The organism is Tritonibacter litoralis, from assembly GCF_009496005.1.
GTDB lineage: Bacteria > Pseudomonadota > Alphaproteobacteria > Rhodobacterales > Rhodobacteraceae > Epibacterium > Epibacterium litoralis.
This window is the reverse complement of sequence record NZ_WIBF01000001.1, coordinates 374,931-393,062: the sequence shown is the minus strand read 5'-3', so window position 1 is coordinate 393,062 and position 18,132 is coordinate 374,931. Positions and strand designations below refer to the sequence as shown.

Sequence of the window (18,132 nt, the reverse complement as noted above, 5' to 3'; positions counted from 1 at the left end):
CTGACAACGGTTCAGTGCCTTTTGCGCTTTTTATTCGGGTGTGGGGCGCAGGACGACGGGTCCGCCTTTGACCGAGATTGCACAGTTTTGAGGTCCAGGCGGCAGCAATTGGCGCAGCGCGTCTTTTGGCGGCCGCACCGTTCCCGGTGGACAGCGCTGCGCTTCGATCAAGCTATAGTTCTTTTGCTGCATGCAGCTTTGGGCGATGCGACTGCGCAATGCGGCGTTGGTGTCTACGGTGTAGATGCGGCCTTCGCGCCAGTAGCCACCGGTATGATAACAGGATCCATCTCTGCAAATGCGGCGACCGGGATAAAAGATCGGAGGGTCCTGGCGGATCTCATTTGCAACGGGCGCTTCCTTCAGCGCTTGGACATCGCAGGCAAGAAGGTCCTGCTCAAGCGATGCAAAGCTCGTTGCGTCTTTATAATAAACCTCAGCCGGGCCACATCCTACGAGGAGGCCTGACAAAACACCCAGAAGTGCGACGGATCTGAACATGCTCATGCCACAGATAGTGACGTATTGCCGGATCGTTTACAATTGCATTGACCGGCTAATTTGCTTCTGTCATTCAAACAGGGCAAATTTGCGCCAAGGGGTTTAAAACATGAAGGTAATCATCTGTGGCGCAGGTCAGGTTGGGTGGCAGATTGCGCGGCAACTGTCAGGTGAATTCAACGATGTAACGATCGTGGATAACAATCCCGAACTTGTGCGCTTGGCGACTGATACCTTGGATGTTCAGGGTATTACGGGCTTTGCTTCATATCCGGATGTGCTCGAACGGGCAGGCGCGCGCGACGCGGACATGGTAATTGCGGCGACCCATTCTGACGAAGTCAATATGGTCGTTTGTCAGGTGGCGCATTCCGTGTTTGGCGTGCAGCGCAAGATTGCGCGTTTGAGGGCCAAGAGCTATTTGCACGCGATTTATTCAGACCTGTATCGTCGTGATCATTTGCCCATTGATGTGGTCATCAGCCCCGAACGGGAGGTCGCTGCCGCGGCTATGTTACGACTGTCTGCACCTGCGGCCTTTGATATTGAAACCTTCATGGAAGGTGAAGCGCAGTTGTTGGGGATCCGCGTTGATGAGGATTGCCCCATCGTCAATACACCGTTGCGACAATTGACAGATCTGTTTTCGACCTTACGGGCGATTGTGGTGGGGGTGCGTCGAGATGGTACCCTGTTTGCTCCAAATCCCGGCGATCAGCTTTTTGTCGGTGACAGTTGTTATGTGTTCTGTCATTCAAACGACGTGAGCCGTACAATTGAAGTCTTTGGAAAGAAAGAACAACGCCAAGATCGCGTTGTGCTGGTGGGCGGTGGCAATGTGGGGCTTGAGGTCGCGAAAGCCCTGGAAACGCGCCAAGCGCGTACACGCGTGAAGGTGATTGAAAAGAACCGTAAATCGGCGGAGCGTGCGGCCGAGGCTCTGGAGCGCACGATTGTGCTAAACGGTGATGGGTTGGACCGGACGCTCATGACCGAAGCAGGTATTGAACGGGCTGACGCAATGTTAGCCGTTACAGATGACGATAAAACCAATCTTCTGGCGGCCGTGCGGGCAAAGGCCCAGGGGTGTCCGTTTGCAATTGCGCTTATCAATGACCCGACTTTGGTGCCTTTGACGACCCATCTCGGGATTGATGCTTACATCAATCCGCGGGCCACCACAGTGAGCTCCATTTTGCGACATATTCGATATGGTCGGGTTCGGCAGGTTTACTCGTTGGGAGATGCAGAAGCAGAAGTGATTGAGGCTCAGGTTCTCTCAACGTCTCCAATTGCAGGAAAAACCATCAAGGAAATCGACTTTCCCGAAGGCGCATTGGTTGGTGGTATCCTGAAAAACGGCGAAATGCTTCGACCTGCGGGTGACTTGCGCATCGAGGAAGGCGACGTAATCGCTTTGTTTGCGGTTTCAAGCGATGTCCCTGAGGTGGAGCGGCTTCTGCAAGTCTCCATCGACTACTTTTAAAATGGCTCGTAAGCGACAGAAAACGCACAGTGTTCTGCGGTTGCCACTGTTCCTTTTGATTGGGGGCGTGGCGTCTTTCGCGATGTGGATACCGGCGATTCATGCACTGATTTTGGACGATCACCCAACGTCGCAAAGCTTTTTCTATTCCGGTATCCTTGGCCTGATGCTGGTTATTTTGATTGGCTTGTCTATGGGAAACAAGGTTCCACAGTATGGGATGCCCGGGCAGCTTTTGTCGTTACTGGCGACCTTTGTGGTTTTGCCTCTTTTCCTTGCGGTGCCAGTTTCGGATGCTTTGGGTAATACTCGGTTTTTGAACGCATATTTTGACATGGTCAGTTCAATCACGACGACCGGAGCAGCCATCTTCGGCGACGGCGACCGCTTGCCCAGCAGTATTCACTTATGGCGAGGACTTGTTGCCTGGCTTGGTGGTTTTTTGATGTTGCTTGCCGCATCTGCCGTTTTAGCGCCTTTGTCCTTGGGCGGGTTTGAAGTCACAGCGCGCGGAGAACCCGGCGGTGTGGTGGCAGCGCCCCACATGGAAAAGAGCGAGGCCCGCCAGCAATTGGTGATCGTCTTTCGCGCCCTCGCACCCATATATGTGGGTCTAACACTGGCACTTTGGCTGTTGTTGCTTTCGACGGGAGGGTCGTTCACCCCCGCTTTGATCCATGCCATGTCCGTAATGTCGACATCTGGAATTTCAGGTGTCGGAGGTGTCGAAAATGCCACCAGCGGCTTGGGCGGCGAGATGATCATGTTCTTGTTCATGTTCTTCTCGCTGTCGCGCCTGACATTCTCGTCCGATACCCTTGGATCGGAAAGCCGTCGCCTCGATCGTGACCCCGAATTCCGCTTGGGGCTTTTACTTGCAATTTCAGTACCCTTGATGCTGTTCATACGCCATTGGTTTGCAGCTCTAGAAATCAGCGCAGGAGACGGATTTTGGCTTGCGTTGTCAGCCCTTTGGGGGGCGATGTTCACTGTGATGTCTTTCCTAAGCACTACCGGGTTTGAAAGCGCGCAATGGCAATCAGCCCAGGCCTGGTCAGGGCTTGAAACACCTGGGATGATTTTGATGGGCATGGCGATGATTGGTGGCGGTGTGGCCACTACGGCAGGCGGCGTAAAACTTTTGCGGGTTTATGCGCTTTATTTGAATGGGCTAGGGGAGATGGAACGTCTTGTTCATCCTTCCTCTGTTTCTGGCGGCGGAAAAATGACCAAGCGTTTGCAGCGCAACGGTGCCTATGTGGCATGGGTGTTTTTTATGCTGTTTGCACTCTCGTTGGCGGTGATCAGCACAATGCTGTCCGCAGTTGGGGCGAGTTTTGAGGACGCTTTGATTCTGTCGGTTGCAATGCTGTCAACCACGGGTCCATTGACGGAAATCGCCGGCAGTGGGCCGATTGCATTGGAATTTTTGTCGAGCCCTGCAAAATTGATCCTATGTGTTGCTATGGTTCTTGGACGCTTGGAAACTTTGGCTTTCATCGCACTTCTGTCTCCAAACCTCTGGCGCAGTTGATCGATCACGTTTAACCATGTGGCAAGTGTGGATTTTTCGGGTGGAAACTTATTTACTCTGCGTTCATACTAGCAAAAAACATGCGCGTTGGTCCGCAGCGCGTGGCACAAGAAAAAAAGCGAGATAATAAAAATGGCTTCGGACAGACAGAATCTTCAGGATGCGTTCCTGAACCATGTTCGCAAAACCAAAGTTCCTGTTACAATCTTCCTTATCAACGGTGTGAAACTTCAGGGAGTGATCACCTGGTTTGATAACTTTTGCGTCCTGCTGCGTCGCGATGGTCAATCCCAGCTTGTTTATAAACATGCAATTTCGACGATCATGCCGGCCCAGCCGATCAGCCTTTATGAAGGTGAAGACGCCTCTTGATGGAACACGACAGGAAGCGCACCCGAGCGTGGGTGCTGCATCCGGATATCAAATCTGAACAGTCCCGCCGTGAACCAGCGGCGGCGCTGGAAGAGGCTGTGTCGCTTGCCGTTGCGTTGCCCGATCTGGATGTGATCGGCAACGATGTCGTGCGTTTGCCCAAAGCGCAGCCCGGATATCTGTTCGGGTCTGGCAAAATTGAAGAACTGGCGCAAAGGCTCAAAGCTGAAGACGTGGAGCTGGTGCTGATTGACGGACCGGTGTCGCCGGTTCAGCAGCGAAATCTGGAGAAGGCTTGGAAGGTCAAAATCCTTGACCGGACCGGGCTGATCCTTGAAATCTTCTCGGACCGCGCGCGTACCCGCGAAGGTGTGTTGCAGGTTGAAATGGCAGCGCTCAGCTATCAGCGCACCCGTTTGGTGCGGGCCTGGACCCACTTGGAGCGCCAACGGGGTGGGCTTGGCTTTGTGGGTGGCCCCGGTGAAACCCAAATCGAAGCGGACCGTCGTGCGATTGACGAACAATTGGTGCGTCTGCGTCGCCAATTGGAAAAAGTTGTCAAGACACGAACTCTGCACCGGGCGGCACGGGCGAAAATCCCTTATCCAATTGTTGCCCTTGTGGGATATACCAACGCGGGAAAATCCACGTTGTTCAATCGCTTGACCGGTGCGGACGTGATGGCCAAAGACATGCTCTTTGCGACTTTGGACCCGACCATGCGGCGGGTGCAGTTGCCGGATGGCCCTGAAGTGATCTTATCCGACACCGTAGGCTTCATCTCGGACCTCCCGACCGAGTTGGTCGCGGCTTTCCGCGCGACATTGGAAGAGGTCTTGGCGGCGGATGTGATCCTGCATGTGCGCGACATCAGCCATGCGGAAACCCAAACCCAAGCAGAAGATGTCGAGGCGATCTTGTCCTCGCTTGGCGTGGATGAAAACCGGCCCATGATTGAAGTTTGGAACAAGCTGGACCAGCTGGGCGAAGAAGAAGCGGACGCCCGGCGTGACCGTGCAGCGCGCGACGATGCGCTTCATGCGATTTCCGCGCTGACCGGTGAAGGTCTGTCTGACCTTTTGGAAACGATCGCACAGCTGTTGCAGGGAAAACGGTTCGAAGAGGACCTGGATCTGACTTTTGCGCAAGGCAAACAACGTGCCTGGCTGTTTGAGCAGGACGTTGTGCAAAGCGAAGAGCAGACAGACAATGGCTTTGCCCTGACTGTTCTGTGGACGGACAAGCAGAAAGCGCGGTTCAAAAAACTGTAAGCGGAAGATTTCTGGCCATTAAAAAGGGGCGCCTGTGTCAGGCCGCCCCTTTTGTTTGTCGCGCAGCTATCGTGGGAGAATTCGGGTGACCCCAACCGAGGCCGCGCGCGCGAGGTTCTCATCCAACGACATGGGAATATATTCGCCGCGCCGCCACAGTTGTGATAGATCGTCATAGTAGCGGGACAGAAAATGACCGGATTGACCGGTTGACGTGACAAAGACCGAACCGTCGGGATCTGCAAAATCATAAACGCCGCGGTAGCCAGAGGCGTGGGTATTTGTGAACGGCGCAGAGCCACGACCGGACGTTAATCCGCGTTGCAAGGTGTTGTCACCGCCACTGGTGGACTGACGAATATTGACGAAATACCGAAGGACCGGGATACGCCCCATGGCTTCGTGAATATGGTTGGCCTGATGCGCGTCCCCCCAGCGCAGCGACTCCAGGGTCCCGCCATAGGTCTCATCAATCCAAAGGATCGCATCATCCAACGCCAGTCGGGAAATGTCGGAGCAGCTTTCGATCAGAGCGCTTTGACGGATGTCACACCAGGCGGAGGCTCCATCAATGTCGCGAAACACACGTTCTATGAACAGGGGGTCAACGTGAGCGAATGCATTGGACAAAGGTCCGATGTCATCTTCGATCAGGCGGTTTTGCAAAGCACGCACCCATGCGGCATAGATCAGAGGTTCGGGCAAATGCTCGTTCATCTCTCCATTCCATTGCGCCAAGAGGTTCAGCGCGGTCTGGCGCTTGCGCTCGGGGGTGCCTTGCGGGGCGGCCTCGCCGGTGAACCATAGATCTGCACCGATCAAGGGCAACAGAGTCCGCGCCGCAAAAGAAACGGTGTCTTGTTGTGCCTCGATGAAACTGTCGCGGGTGTGAACCTCGCGCGTCTGCATCAAACGCTGCCACCGGTGGATGCGCTGGGAATCGCCCCAGTCATAGGAAATATGGTTCGGGAACGGACGCTCGACCAATTTGTTGTTGGTATTGCCAAGGATCCCACCGCGGGGATTACGGAAAATGGGGTTCGCGGCATAGGGTGCGCGCCCCTGCCAACGGTTTTCGCGCCGCCAACCGGGGGTGGGCAGACGCCCTTTGCTTTGATGGCGGCTGGAGCGTTGCGGAACCGCCCCGATTGTTTTCATTGCAATCTGCGTCTGATCCGCCAGTACAAGATTGAAAGAGGGGGCAACAAACGCTTCGGCGGCGGTGATGGCTTGGTTTACGTTCTGACTGCGCATCAGATCGATTGCAGCGGTCATCGAGGTATCCTTGGGCGTCAGCGCCGTCCAGGCAAGGCTGACCACATGGCCCGGCGGGGTGATGCTGGACAGGTTGAACATGCCACCGGGCAAAACGGGGCCGTTTTCGGTCCAGCGTAGGGTGGAGGTGACGGGCGTTGCATCTTTGACGTTGATGATCGCACGCCGTGTTCGAAAACTCGCAAACCCGATGGGTGTCTTATATTCTTCGGTATTTTCTGGGTTCAGCTCTTCGATATAGAGATCCTGATCATCCAGATATGAGGCGGTGATCCCCCATCCCAGTTCATCCGATCGACCAGAGAGAACGGCCGGAATGCCGGGAAGGGTGGCACCGATGACGCCGCCGGTGGCCAATTCGAGGCGCGCCAAATACCAGGCCGACGGCGCGGTGAGCGTATTGTGCGGATCATTGGCCAGAAGCGTGCCACCCGTTGCGGATCGTTTTGGCGCTGCGGCCCACGCATTGGACGCGCTGGAAAACCCACGTTCCGGAAGCGGCCATGTGGATGGTTGAGGGGATGCGGCGTTAGAGAACTGTTTTAGACTGGGAAAAAGATCGCTGTATTCCGGCAGCACGGAGATGCCGTTCCCAGGCGCATCCGGCAGAATATCGCGCAGCCTGTCGGGGTCTTGCAATGCCAAAGAGGTGCGGGTGCGCAGGATTTCATTCTGCATTTGCGTTGATGACTGAACAGCCAGAAGTTTCAACAAGGCAAGACTGTCGGCCGGTTGCCAGGGCGCAACAGGGGCCGGAAACAGGAACATCTCTGGCGCGCCGCGGCCAAGCGCGTGTTCATTGATCTCAAGCAACCGCGCGTTTACGCCCGCAGAATAGGCACGAAGCGCGGCCTGAGTTCCAGCGGATTGAACCGCGACGGATTGTTGTGCAAGCCGGTAGATATCGAGACGGCGCATCAGATTGTCGCTTTCCAAAGTGCGCGCGCCAAAGACTTCGGACAATCGACCCTGCGCGGTGCGCCGCAGCACGGTCATCTGCCACAAGCGGTCTTGCGCATGGGCATATCCCAGCCCAAAATACACATCTTCGTCACTGGCCCCAAAGCTGCCAAAGATATGCGGGACATTGGCATTGTCGCGCACGATCTCAACCGGAGCAGTGACACCAGGCAGCGCCACTTCTTTGTCATATGTGGGCAGAGATTGAGAGGCGAGAAAGTAAACCGCAATCACCGCAACCAGCGTCAACAGAACGCCAAAGGCAGCTGCTTTCAAAAGAAAATTTATCAATCGCGCCATGTGGTGATCTTTCTCGACGTTCAAATCTTATACTGCTGCGTTGCTTGCGCTGACGCGACGGGCTGCTAGGGTCAGTGCGACCATAAGGCAAGTTATTTAGAGGGGAAAGCACATGGCGAAAATAGCGTTTCTGGGCCTGGGTGTGATGGGATATCCGATGGCCGGCCATCTGCAAAAGGCAGGACATGAGGTGACGGTTTACAATCGCACAACCGCAAAGGCAGAAGGCTGGGTTGCCGAGTATGGCGGTACTTTTGCAAAGACTCCGCGCGAGGCGGTTCAGGGCGCCGCCTTTGTCATGAGCTGTGTGGGCAATGATGATGATCTGCGCTCGGTCTGTTTGGGCGACGACGGTGCCTTTGCCGGAATGGCCGCAGACAGCGTTTTTGTTGATCACACAACAGTCTCGGCCAAAGTCACCCAGGCGCTTTATGAAGCGGCGCAACAAATTGGCGTGTCTTTTGTGGACGCGCCCGTGTCGGGCGGGCAAGCCGGGGCCGAAAATGGTGTTCTGTCGGTGATGTGTGGCGGAGATAGCGATGCCTATGCCAAAGCCGAGCCAGTGATGCAAGCCTATGCGCGTATCTGCCGCCGTATCGGAGAGAGCGGCGCGGGCCAGATGACCAAGATGTGCAACCAAATTGCCATTGCCGGTGTTGTTCAAGGCCTGTCGGAAGCGCTGCATTTTGCTGAAAAATCGGGCCTTGATGGCAAATCCGTGGTTGAGGTGATCTCGCAAGGGGCGGCTGGCAGCTGGCAGATGGCGAACCGCTATGAAACCATGCTGGCGGATGAGTTTGAGCATGGATTTGCCGTGGATTGGATGCGCAAGGATCTGGGCATCTGTTTGGATGCAGCGGATGAAAATGGCGCAAGCCTTCCCGTCACCGCACTGGTTGATCAATATTACAAAGACGTTCAGAAAATGGGCGGGGGGCGTTGGGATACCTCCAGCCTTATCAAACGCTTGCGTAAACTTGGTTAAGTGCTTGCCCCGGTCCATCAGACCGGGGCATTCCCGTTTGCGGTTAGGCTTAGGGGATAATACGCGTGTATTTGGTGCCTTCCAAGGTTGCGCCAATTCGCAATCCGGCCTGACCAAAAATTGCCGCTAAAATGGGGGACGTCAGCGTGTTTGTATCCGCAGCCAATGCGTTGCCTTCGTTCTGAATGACATATTCCAGATCCGCACCAGCGGCCCAGCCAGACGATCGGCGGAAGTTTGACAGCGCATCCTGGGTCATGAAGAACAACACATGTGCATATTGCTGTGCGCCGATTTGCAGGCCTGCGTTGCCTTTGACTGTGGAATAATAGTCAACCGTCACATCATTGATCCGCAGCGCGCCGCGCCCAAATGCGCCGCCAAAGACAAAGCCAGCCTCGGTCACCAGTGGCATCACCAACAGGCCAGTCGCCTTGTTCGCGAGGTCACGTGTGTTGGGATACAGGCTGAACATCTGGTCCAGCGTTGCGTCAACGCGCGCGTCAATTTTGGCGGCATTGCTGGTGCCAACACCATTGCCACAGGCGGCGGTGACACCCAAACCGGCCATGGCACCCAAAGTAAATCCACGTCGCGTGAATTTCGAATTCTGATTACTGCTCATTTTGCCTGTCCTGTTTTCAAGCTCGGCTTTTTGCCGTTCTAACAGGATTTATAAGCTCAACTTTGCCCATTGTCATCCGCAGGGCGCTGGAAATAGCAACAATCTGCCAATTGTGAAGGGACGGCTTAGCTGTTCAACAGCTGTGCCACCCGTGGCGCGAAATAGGTTAGAATCCCGTCGCAACCTGCTCTCTTGAAGGCCAAAAGGCTTTCCATCATGACTTGGTCTTCGTTGATCCACCCGTTTTGGGCGGCGGCCATGATCATCGCGTATTCACCAGACACCTGATAGGCAAAGGTTGGCACGCCAAAAGTTGTTTTTACGCGGTGGCAAATATCCAAGTAAGCGATGCCGGGTTTCACCATTACCATATCCGCGCCTTCTTGCAGATCCCGTTCAACCAGTCGCAGCGCTTCGTCGCTGTTGCCGGGGTCCATTTGATATGTTTTCTTGTCGCCCTTTAACGCACCCGACGCGCCTACGGCGTCGCGGAATGGCCCGTAATAGCCCGAGGCGTATTTGGCCGAGTAAGACAAAATCGACACATTTGCATAGCCTTCGCTTTCCAACGCGCTGCGCATGCCCTTGATCCGACCGTCCATCATATCCGAAGGGCCAATAATGTCCGCACCCGACCGGGCCTGCGCCAGGGTCATTTTCACAAGCGCATCAACGGTGCGGTCATTCACGATTTCACCGTTTTCAACAAAACCATCGTGGCCGTTGATATTATAGGGATCCAGCGCCACATCCGTCATAACTGCGATGTCCGGAGCCGCATCCTTGATCTCGCGAATGGCCCGGTTGGTCAGATTGTCGGGGTTCCACGCCTCGGCACAATCTTCGGTCTTGAGCGCGGGATCCGTATAAGGGAAGAGGCAAATCGCTGGAATCCCAAGGGCCTGGGCTTCTTTGGCGGATTTTACCACATTGTCCAACGACTGCCGCATTACGCCTGGCATCGAGCTTACGGGCTCCATCACGTCTTTTCCGTCACGCAAGAAAACCGGCCAGATCAGATCATCCACGCTCAGCGTATTCTCACGCACCAGATTGCGCAGGGCCTGGGTGGCGCGGGTTCGGCGGAGACGGGCAGTGGGAAAGGGGGCGACTGTGGGTTTCATCACATGGCTCTTATTGTGGCTTTCCCCTTGGTTTGCACGGAAAGCCCACAAAAACAAGGTGCGCAGGTTGCCGCAGGGTGCTCAGGCTTGTGTCTGGTCGCTGGACAGTAGATATAGGGACGTGCGCCGCGGCGCTGGACCAAAAGACCAAAGAAGGACCTGGGCGTGGATCTCTTTCACTTGTTGGCGGAAATGATTGATATGCGGTCATTTTCGAATTTGTGGTATTGGATTGTGCTGGCAATTGCCTGGTCCACAGCCAGCCATTGGATCCTTGGTGTGCCATTTGATCACGTGAACCGCGCCCGCAAAAAGGGCGGGCAGCACTACCAGGATTTGGAGACTTTGGTGCGCATCAACGTCGCACGGCGGTTGCACGTGATGGATGTGGCCGGACTGTGGCTGGTGGCCTGTGTCTGCTTTGCCCTCAGCACTTTGGCTGTGTTGGGGTTCTGGTTTTCGATTGAATTTGCCCAGGCCGTCTTTCTGATCGCCTTTCCCATGACGGTTGTGTCCTTGGTGTCACTGCGGGCTGCGTTTGTGATACATACCGATACGCTGACGGGCGAGGCGCTGTTGCGTCGGCTTGGCCAATGTCGCCTGATCACTCAGATGGTCGGCGTGGTTTCGATTTTTGTGACGTCCTTGTGGGGCATGTTCCAAAACATTCAAATCGGCGTTTTATAGCGCGAGGGCTTGGGCAATGGCTGGACAACAGGTCAAAATGGGCGGCGTCCCCGAAGGGTTCGACGCACGCCAGATCCTTCACGAGCTTGAAACATCAGGTCGCCCGGTGGTGCATGTCGCCCGCGACGACAAACGGCTGGAAGCCACCCGCGCGGCCCTGGCGTTTTTTGCGCCGGACACGCCTGTGTTTGTCTTTCCGGGATGGGATTGCCTGCCCTATGACCGGGTGTCGCCGAACCCCGACGTCTCTGCCGCGCGCATGGCGACGCTGGCGATTTTGTTGCACCAAGCGCCAAAACAATTTGTCCTTTTGACATCGCTTAACGCCGCGACACAGCGATTGCCCGCGCGATCTGTGTTGAAAGAAGCCGTTTTCTATGGGCAGGTTGATCATCGCATCGACGAAGATGCGCTGCGTAAGTTTCTGGTGCGTATGGGGTTTTCCCAAAGCCCAACGGTGATGGAACCCGGCGATTATGCAGTGCGCGGCGGCATTATTGATATTTTCCCACCCGGTGAAAGCGGCCCGGTGCGGTTGGATCTTTTTGGGGATGTGCTCGACAGCGCGCGCCGGTTTGATCCGGTGTCGCAACGCACCACCGAAAAGCTGAGCGCAATTGAACTTGCGCCTGTGTCCGAGGTGATTCTGGATGAGGCGGCCATCACCCGGTTCCGGCAGAACTACCGAATTGAATTTGGGGCCGCAGGCAGTGATGATCCGCTGTACGAAGCGGTCAGCGCCGGGCGGAAACATCAGGGCATGGAACATTGGCTGCCCTTCTTCCATGAAACCTTGGAAACGCTGTTTGACTATGTGCCGGGGGCCACGGTTACATTGGATGATCAGGTGACCCCTGCGCGTCTTGCGCGGTGGGAGACGATTGCCGACCAATATGAGACCCGCAAAATTGCCATGGCGCAAAAGGGGCGATTGGATTCGATCTATAAGCCCACGCCGCCCGAGCTGTTGTATCTCAATGACGCCGATTGGATGACGGCGGTTGCTGCGCATCGTGTCGTTGCCTTTCATCCATTGGCGCAGGCCTCGGGCCCGGGTGTTTTGGATGCAGGCGCGCGAATTGGGCGCAATTTTGCGCCGGAACGTCAACAGGAAAGTATCAGTCTTTTTAGTGCCTTAGCGGATCATATTAAATCGCGTCTGGCTGATGGTCCGGTTGTGATCGCATCTTACTCCGAGGGCGCGCGGGAACGACTGACCGGTTTGATCGAGGATGAGGGCCTGGCCGAGGTAATCCCGATCCGGGACGGCACCAGGATTGGCAAGTCCGGCCTGCATTTGGCCGTCTGGGCCCTGGAACACGGCTTCCAAGCGCCGGATATGACCGTAATTTCTGAACAGGATGTGTTGGGTGACCGGCTGATCCGCGCGCCCAAAAAACGGCGCAAGGCAGAAAACTTCCTGACAGAAACCCAATCGCTGACACCTGGTGATTTGGTGGTCCATGTAGACCATGGGATCGGGCGCTACAAAGGGCTGGAAGTGGTCACCGCCGCAGGCGCCGCGCATGAGTGTCTTCTCTTGGAATATGCTGAAGCGTCAAAGCTGTATCTGCCGGTCGAGAACATCGAACTGCTCAGCAAATATGGTCACGACGAAGGGCTCTTGGACCGTCTTGGCGGTGGTGCGTGGCAGGCGAAAAAGGCCAAGCTCAAGGAACGCATCCGCGAAATGGCAGACCGCCTGATCCGGATCGCGGCAGAGCGGGCCTTGCGCAAGGCACCAGTGATGGACCCGCCGCCCCATGCTTGGGAAGAGTTCTCGGCACGTTTCCCATATCAGGAGACAGAGGATCAGCTGCGTGCGATCACGGATGTGATGGAGGATCTGCAATCAGGCGCACCGATGGATCGTCTGGTCTGTGGGGATGTAGGCTTTGGCAAGACCGAGGTTGCGATGCGCGCGGCCTTTGTGGCGGCCATGTCTGGCATGCAGGTCGCAATTGTGGCTCCGACAACCTTGCTGGCGCGTCAACACGCGGCGGGATTTGCCGAACGGTTCCGAGGGTTTCCTTTGGAAGTCAGGCAGTTGTCGCGGTTTGTTTCATCAGGTGAGGCAAACAAAACCCGTGAAGGCTTGAGCCGTGGGACTGTGGATATTGTGGTTGGCACGCATGCTTTGTTGGCCAAGAATATCCGGTTTCAGAACCTGGGCCTGTTGATCATTGACGAAGAACAGCACTTCGGCGTCGCGCACAAGGAACGGCTGAAACAGCTGCGCAGCGACATCCATGTGCTGACGCTGACGGCGACGCCGATCCCACGGACACTGCAATTGAGCCTCACGGGTGTGCGGGACTTGTCGATCATTGGAACTCCGCCGGTCGACCGTTTGGCTATTCGCACCTATGTCAGCGAATTTGACGCGGTTACCATCCGCGAGGCCTTGTTGCGGGAACATTATCGCGGCGGGCAGAGCTTTTATGTGGTGCCGCGGATTTCAGATCTGGCTGAAGTTGAAGCGTTCTTGAAAGAGCAGCTGCCGGAGTTGAACTATGTTGTCGCCCATGGTCAGCTTGCCGCTGGTGAGCTGGACGAGCGGATGAATGCCTTTTATGATGGCAAATTCAATGTGTTGCTGGCCACAACGATTGTGGAATCCGGACTTGATATTCCAACAGCCAATACAATGATTGTACATCGCGCGGATATGTTTGGTCTGGCGCAGCTTTATCAAATCCGGGGACGTGTGGGACGATCAAAAACCCGCGCCTATGCCTATTTGACGACAAAACCACGACAGCGTCTGACGGATACAGCGGAAAAGCGGCTTCGGGTTCTGGGTTCCCTTGATACGCTTGGGGCTGGGTTTACGCTTGCCTCGCAAGACCTTGATATCCGTGGGGCCGGCAACCTCCTTGGCGAAGAGCAGTCCGGGCAGATGCGCGACGTGGGCTATGAGCTCTATCAATCCATGCTGGAAGAGGCGATTTCCAAGATCAAGTCGGGCGAGGCCGAAGGGTTGAGTGATCACGACGAACAATGGGCGCCGCAGATCAATCTGGGCGTTCCGGTTCTGATCCCGGACGATTATGTGCCGGATCTGGATGTGCGCTTGGGGCTCTATCGTCGACTGTCATCGCTGTCGACCAAGGTCGAGCTGGAAGGGTTTGCTGCAGAGCTGATTGACCGGTTTGGAAAATTACCCAAAGAGGTCAACACCTTGATGCTGGTTGTTCGCATCAAAGCCATGTGCAAACGGGCAGGCATCGCCAAGCTTGATGGCGGGCCCAAAGGGGCGACCATTCAGTTCCACAATGACAAATTTGCCTCTCCGCAAGGGTTGGTTGACTTTATCCAGGGGCAAAATGGTCTGGCAAAAGTCAAAGACAACAAGATTGTGGTGCGCCGCGACTGGAGATCAGATGCGGACAAGATCAAAGGCGCCTTTGCTATTGCCCGTGATTTGGCGGAAAAGCTGATTGCCGAGAAGAAGAAAGCCAAAGCCTGAGCGGCGGATTACTCCGCCGCGGCTGTGGTTGCTTCGTTTCGGTTGAGCCCGCGCATAACCAGCCATGACACCAAAGCCATGACAAACAGCGCGCCGGAAATTGGTCGCAGGGTGCCGTCGAACATTTGTCCAATCGGTGTCGCAATGACCACTCCGCAAACCGTTGAAATCGCAGACATCAATGAGGCGGCAAGACCCGCGATATGACCCAAAGGTTCCATTGCCATTGCATTTAGATTGCCCATTGATGTTGCTATCATCAAAAAGACGGTACATTGCCAGATAACAAACAGTGCAAATGGCATCTGTTCAGGCGCCACTGCCAAGCTGAGGGTCAGAACCAACAGGCTGACACAGGTTTGTACGGCAAGCCCAAAGGAAATAATCACCCGCATCCCTAGGCGTGTCACTAACTTAGCGTTGGCCATACTGCCCACGCCGCTGACCAAAGCGACTATCGCAAACCAATATGGAAAGCTCTCAGCACGGCCAAAAATCTCACCGTAGATCTGCTGCACGGAGGTCAGCATGGCAAAGAGCATGCCGATTATCAGCGATTGGAGAACCATCGACGTGCGCGCAACTGGATTAGAGAATACCTCTTGTGAGGCTGAAATGAGCGAGGACAGTCGCATTGGCGCCCGCTTTTCCCGTGTTAGTGTTTCTGGCAGGCGACCGCCAACCCAGGCCAACAGGACAACTGCAAATATGAAAAACGCCACAAAGATGCTTCGCCATCCAGAAAACAACAAAATTGCGGCGCCTACGGCCGGCGCAACGGCTGGGGCAAGAGTGAATATCATTACGGCATAGGAGACAACCTGAGCCATATCGCGCCCTTTGAACAGGTCACGAACCACAGCCAGACCCACAATCCGCGGACCAGCAGCGCAGACACCCATGAAAAATCGTGACAACAGAAGGACTTCCAGAGAGTTGCTTAACGCGGCCAACAAGGCCGCCACTGCGTAGAGAAGAGCGCCGCCGATTAAGACTGGGCGTCGGCCAACCGCGTCGGAAATCGGACCGACAAAGAAGAATCCGATCCCCATGCCTAAAAGGAATGTCGACAATACCAGCTGGGCTTTGTTTGGATCTTGCGACGACAGCTCGGTCGCGATCTGAGGCAAAGCGGGAAGCATCGCGTCGATAGAGAAGGCGATGAGCGCAAAACTCAAAGCGACCATAGCGGTCAGCTCGGTCTTGCCGATGGAGTGTTTTGATTGGGGCACAGGGGGTCTCTTTGAACAAAGCAAACGGCAATGACCGCCGCTTGCTTGTTTACTTGTACAACATGTTAACTAATGCGGCCAGAAAATTCCTGTGTTAAATTTCAAGCGCTTAGTTCAGGCAGACTATTCAGATTCGGCCTGTTGCAGCTGTTCGGTGATGTCGGCGATGACCTGCTTCCACAACTCGGGCGGTTGTGCGCCGGGAACCGCATGCTGATTGGCAATGATGAAGGTCGGAACCGAGCTCACCCCCATTTTACGCGAATGCGCGTCGCGCTGGCGGATATCCTCCAGATCATTTTCACCTTCTAGCAGCTTGCGAATGACGTCCGCCTCAAGGCCCACGGATGTGCCAATTTCAACCAGCGTGTCGATGGATCCAATGTCTTTGCCGTCCACAAAATAGGCTTGGAACAGGGCGTCGACTACACCTGTCTGCTTGCCTTCTACACCGGCCCAGTGGATCATCCGATGCGCGTTCAGCGTATTGGGCGTGCGCGCGATCTTGTCCAGGTTGATGGTCAACCCAGCCTTTTCCGCGTGGTCGACAACCGGTGCATAGGCACGCACAGCCCCGTCTTTACCGCCGAACTTGCCTTCTAAATAGGCGCGTCGATCCATCCCGTCGATCGGCATGTCCGGGTTCAGCTGGAAAGGATGCCATTCAATGACAAACGGATGCTCACCCAGCTCTGCCAAAGCCTTGTCCAGATTTGCCTTGCCAATATAGCACCAGGGGCAGATCGGATCGGACAGAACGTCAAGTTTCACTGTAACCATAATGGTTTATCCTTCAAAGCTGTTCCGAAGGGCGCGGCGGTTCAGCTTTCCATTCGGGTTGGTCGGCAGCGCATCCATGCGCTGATATGTTTTCGGGCGCTTATACTCAGCCAAACATGTCTCAGCAAACTGTGAAAGAGTTTCTGGATCAAGTTCCGGTGAAGCTACATAGAAAGCTGCGATGATCTCGACATCTGGTTTGGGCGATACGGCGGTGACCGCGATCTGCGTCAGCCCGGGGCAGCGGCCAAGCGCTTGCTCAACTTCAATCGGGGAAACCCGAAACCCACCGGCGTTCATCATGTCGTCGTGGCGGCCGTCATAGAAAATGCTGCCGTCCTCGGTCATTCTGCCGTGGTCACCGGTCAAAAACCACTCGCCCTGAAATCTTGCACGGGTCTCATCCGGGGCGCCGATATAACCTTTCATCAGACCTGGATCAGAGGCATGGACGGCGATGACGCCGGTGTCTCCCAAAGGAACAGGCCCAGCATCGTTCAGGATCGCAATCCGCCGCCCGGATTGCGGCCGCCCAAGGCTGTCTGGGGCGGCAGTTCGACCAGGCCCGTGTGAGATAAAGGTAGAGCATTCCGACATCCCAAAAGCCTCGTAAATCTGGGTTTGGGTTGCTGTCTGCCATTTGGTTCGTATCGTAGGTGACAGTTTCTCTCCAGCACTGAGACAGTGCCGGAGATTTGGGAAAGACAGTGCGTCAGAGTGCTTCAAAATCTTTCGGTACACGCCTGGCACTGCTGCAAAAATTGTAACGTCGTTCTGTTCAAGAAGGGTGGGCAGCTGATCATGGCTGACATCCGCATCTGGGATCACTGCAGTGGCCCCCATGGACCATGGATCCATAAGCCCTGTACCCAATGTAAAGGTCCAGTTAAACGCACCGGCATGCATCAAACGATCCTGTGAGGACAGCCCATACCAATCCCGGATCATCATTTTGCGCGCCCAGATCGCACGGTGCGCATGCGCCACGGGCCGCGCCTGACCGCTTGTGCCAGAGGTGTAAACCACATAGGCTAACCGGTCCGGATCACCCAGATCGTAAACACAGGCCGGTAGTTCCCACATGGCACGTAGCGTGTTCCGATCAATCGTTCTGGCATGCGGTGCAGTGGACACGCTTGGGTCATGCAAGACCGCGCGCGGGGAAAGGGTCGCGATGATGGAGGCAACCTCACGCTTCGTCAATTGCGATGAGGTCGGGACAGGGACAAGTCCAGCCGCGATCGCGCCCAGAAAGGCGATGGGAAAATCAATTGTATTGCCCAGCCGCAGCAGCACAATGTCGCCCGGTTGCAGCCCTGTTTCCAAAAGACCAGTGCCAACAGCCCGAACGCGCTGCTCTAACGTCGCATAATCCATGTGCTGGTGATCTGACGCGGATACGATTTCCAACGCCGTCTTCGTTGGGAAATCCTGAGCCATGCGCAGAACATATGCGCTGAGGTTAAAGTCAGGCGGGCAGGGGTGTGGGCGACCTTGGTCGAAAATGGACAACATAACTTTGGGCTAACCT

General features: G+C 55.5%; 14 protein-coding genes. 7 read left to right on the top strand and 7 right to left on the bottom strand.

Annotated features, from left to right (window positions below):
• Nucleotides 1-30 precede the first annotated feature (30 nt).
• Nucleotides 31-501, bottom strand: a complete 471-nt coding sequence (locus GFB49_RS01870) for a hypothetical protein (RefSeq protein WP_153214535.1) — start codon at nt 499-501, stop codon at nt 31-33.
• 109 nt (nt 502-610) lie between these two features.
• Here GFB49_RS01870 and trkA point away from each other — a divergent pair, with 109 nt between their 5' ends.
• From trkA to hflX, 4 genes are all read left to right on the top strand, one after another.
• A complete protein-coding gene (gene trkA / locus GFB49_RS01865; RefSeq protein WP_153214097.1) occupies nt 611-1,987 on the top strand; it encodes a Trk system potassium transporter TrkA in 1,377 nt (458 codons plus the stop codon).
• A gap of 1 nt (nt 1,988) precedes the next feature.
• Nucleotides 1,989-3,521, top strand: coding sequence for a TrkH family potassium uptake protein (locus GFB49_RS01860; protein WP_153214096.1), 1,533 nt, complete (start codon nt 1,989-1,991; stop codon nt 3,519-3,521).
• Nucleotides 3,522-3,653: 132 nt separating this feature from the next.
• Nucleotides 3,654-3,893, top strand: coding sequence for an RNA chaperone Hfq (gene hfq, locus GFB49_RS01855; RefSeq protein ID WP_008204623.1), 240 nt, complete (start codon nt 3,654-3,656; stop codon nt 3,891-3,893).
• Nucleotides 3,893-5,164 carry a GTPase HflX gene (gene hflX / locus GFB49_RS01850; protein ID WP_153214095.1) on the top strand — a complete coding sequence of 424 codons (1,272 nt, stop codon included), beginning with the start codon at nt 3,893-3,895 and terminating at the stop codon, nt 5,162-5,164. The genes hfq and hflX overlap by 1 nt, the downstream gene beginning before the upstream one ends.
• A 66-nt stretch (nt 5,165-5,230) precedes the next feature.
• Here hflX and GFB49_RS01845 read toward each other — a convergent pair whose 3' ends face one another.
• Nucleotides 5,231-7,699, bottom strand: a complete 2,469-nt coding sequence (locus GFB49_RS01845) for a penicillin acylase family protein (protein WP_153214094.1) — start codon at nt 7,697-7,699, stop codon at nt 5,231-5,233.
• Between the two features lie 112 nt (nt 7,700-7,811).
• Here GFB49_RS01845 and GFB49_RS01840 point away from each other — a divergent pair, with 112 nt between their 5' ends.
• Nucleotides 7,812-8,684, top strand: a complete 873-nt coding sequence (locus GFB49_RS01840; protein WP_153214093.1) for an NAD(P)-dependent oxidoreductase — start codon at nt 7,812-7,814, stop codon at nt 8,682-8,684.
• Between the two features lie 49 nt (nt 8,685-8,733).
• Here the strand turns inward: GFB49_RS01840 and GFB49_RS01835 are convergent, their stop codons facing one another.
• Together GFB49_RS01835 and hemB are read right to left on the bottom strand one after the other, a co-directional pair.
• Nucleotides 8,734-9,309 (bottom strand): lipid-binding SYLF domain-containing protein, encoded by a 576-nt coding sequence (locus GFB49_RS01835; RefSeq protein WP_153214092.1) that lies wholly within the window; start codon nt 9,307-9,309, stop codon nt 8,734-8,736.
• Between the two features lie 125 nt (nt 9,310-9,434).
• A complete protein-coding gene (hemB, locus tag GFB49_RS01830; protein ID WP_153214091.1) occupies nt 9,435-10,433 on the bottom strand; it encodes a porphobilinogen synthase in 999 nt (332 codons plus the stop codon).
• Between the two features lie 165 nt (nt 10,434-10,598).
• Between hemB and GFB49_RS01825 the strand changes: the two genes are divergently transcribed.
• Both GFB49_RS01825 and mfd read left to right on the top strand, forming a co-directional pair.
• Nucleotides 10,599-11,120, top strand: a complete 522-nt coding sequence (locus GFB49_RS01825) for a component of SufBCD complex (RefSeq protein WP_343032436.1) — start codon at nt 10,599-10,601, stop codon at nt 11,118-11,120.
• 16 nt (nt 11,121-11,136) lie between these two features.
• The gene (gene mfd, locus GFB49_RS01820; RefSeq protein WP_153214090.1) at nt 11,137-14,589 is read left to right on the top strand and encodes a transcription-repair coupling factor; all 3,453 of its coding nucleotides are present in this window, start codon (nt 11,137-11,139) and stop codon (nt 14,587-14,589) included.
• 8 nt (nt 14,590-14,597) lie between these two features.
• Here the strand turns inward: mfd and GFB49_RS01815 are convergent, their stop codons facing one another.
• The 3 genes from GFB49_RS01815 to GFB49_RS01805 all read right to left on the bottom strand — a co-directional run bounded on the left by GFB49_RS01815 (nt 14,598) and on the right by GFB49_RS01805 (nt 18,116).
• Nucleotides 14,598-15,821, bottom strand: a complete 1,224-nt coding sequence (locus tag GFB49_RS01815) for a multidrug effflux MFS transporter (protein ID WP_343032435.1) — start codon at nt 15,819-15,821, stop codon at nt 14,598-14,600.
• A 123-nt stretch (nt 15,822-15,944) separates the two neighbouring features.
• Nucleotides 15,945-16,601, bottom strand: a complete 657-nt coding sequence (locus GFB49_RS01810) for a DsbA family oxidoreductase (RefSeq protein ID WP_153214089.1) — start codon at nt 16,599-16,601, stop codon at nt 15,945-15,947.
• Between the two features lie 6 nt (nt 16,602-16,607).
• Nucleotides 16,608-18,116, bottom strand: coding sequence for a class I adenylate-forming enzyme family protein (locus GFB49_RS01805; protein ID WP_153214088.1), 1,509 nt, complete (start codon nt 18,114-18,116; stop codon nt 16,608-16,610).
• Nucleotides 18,117-18,132: the final 16 nt, after the last annotated feature.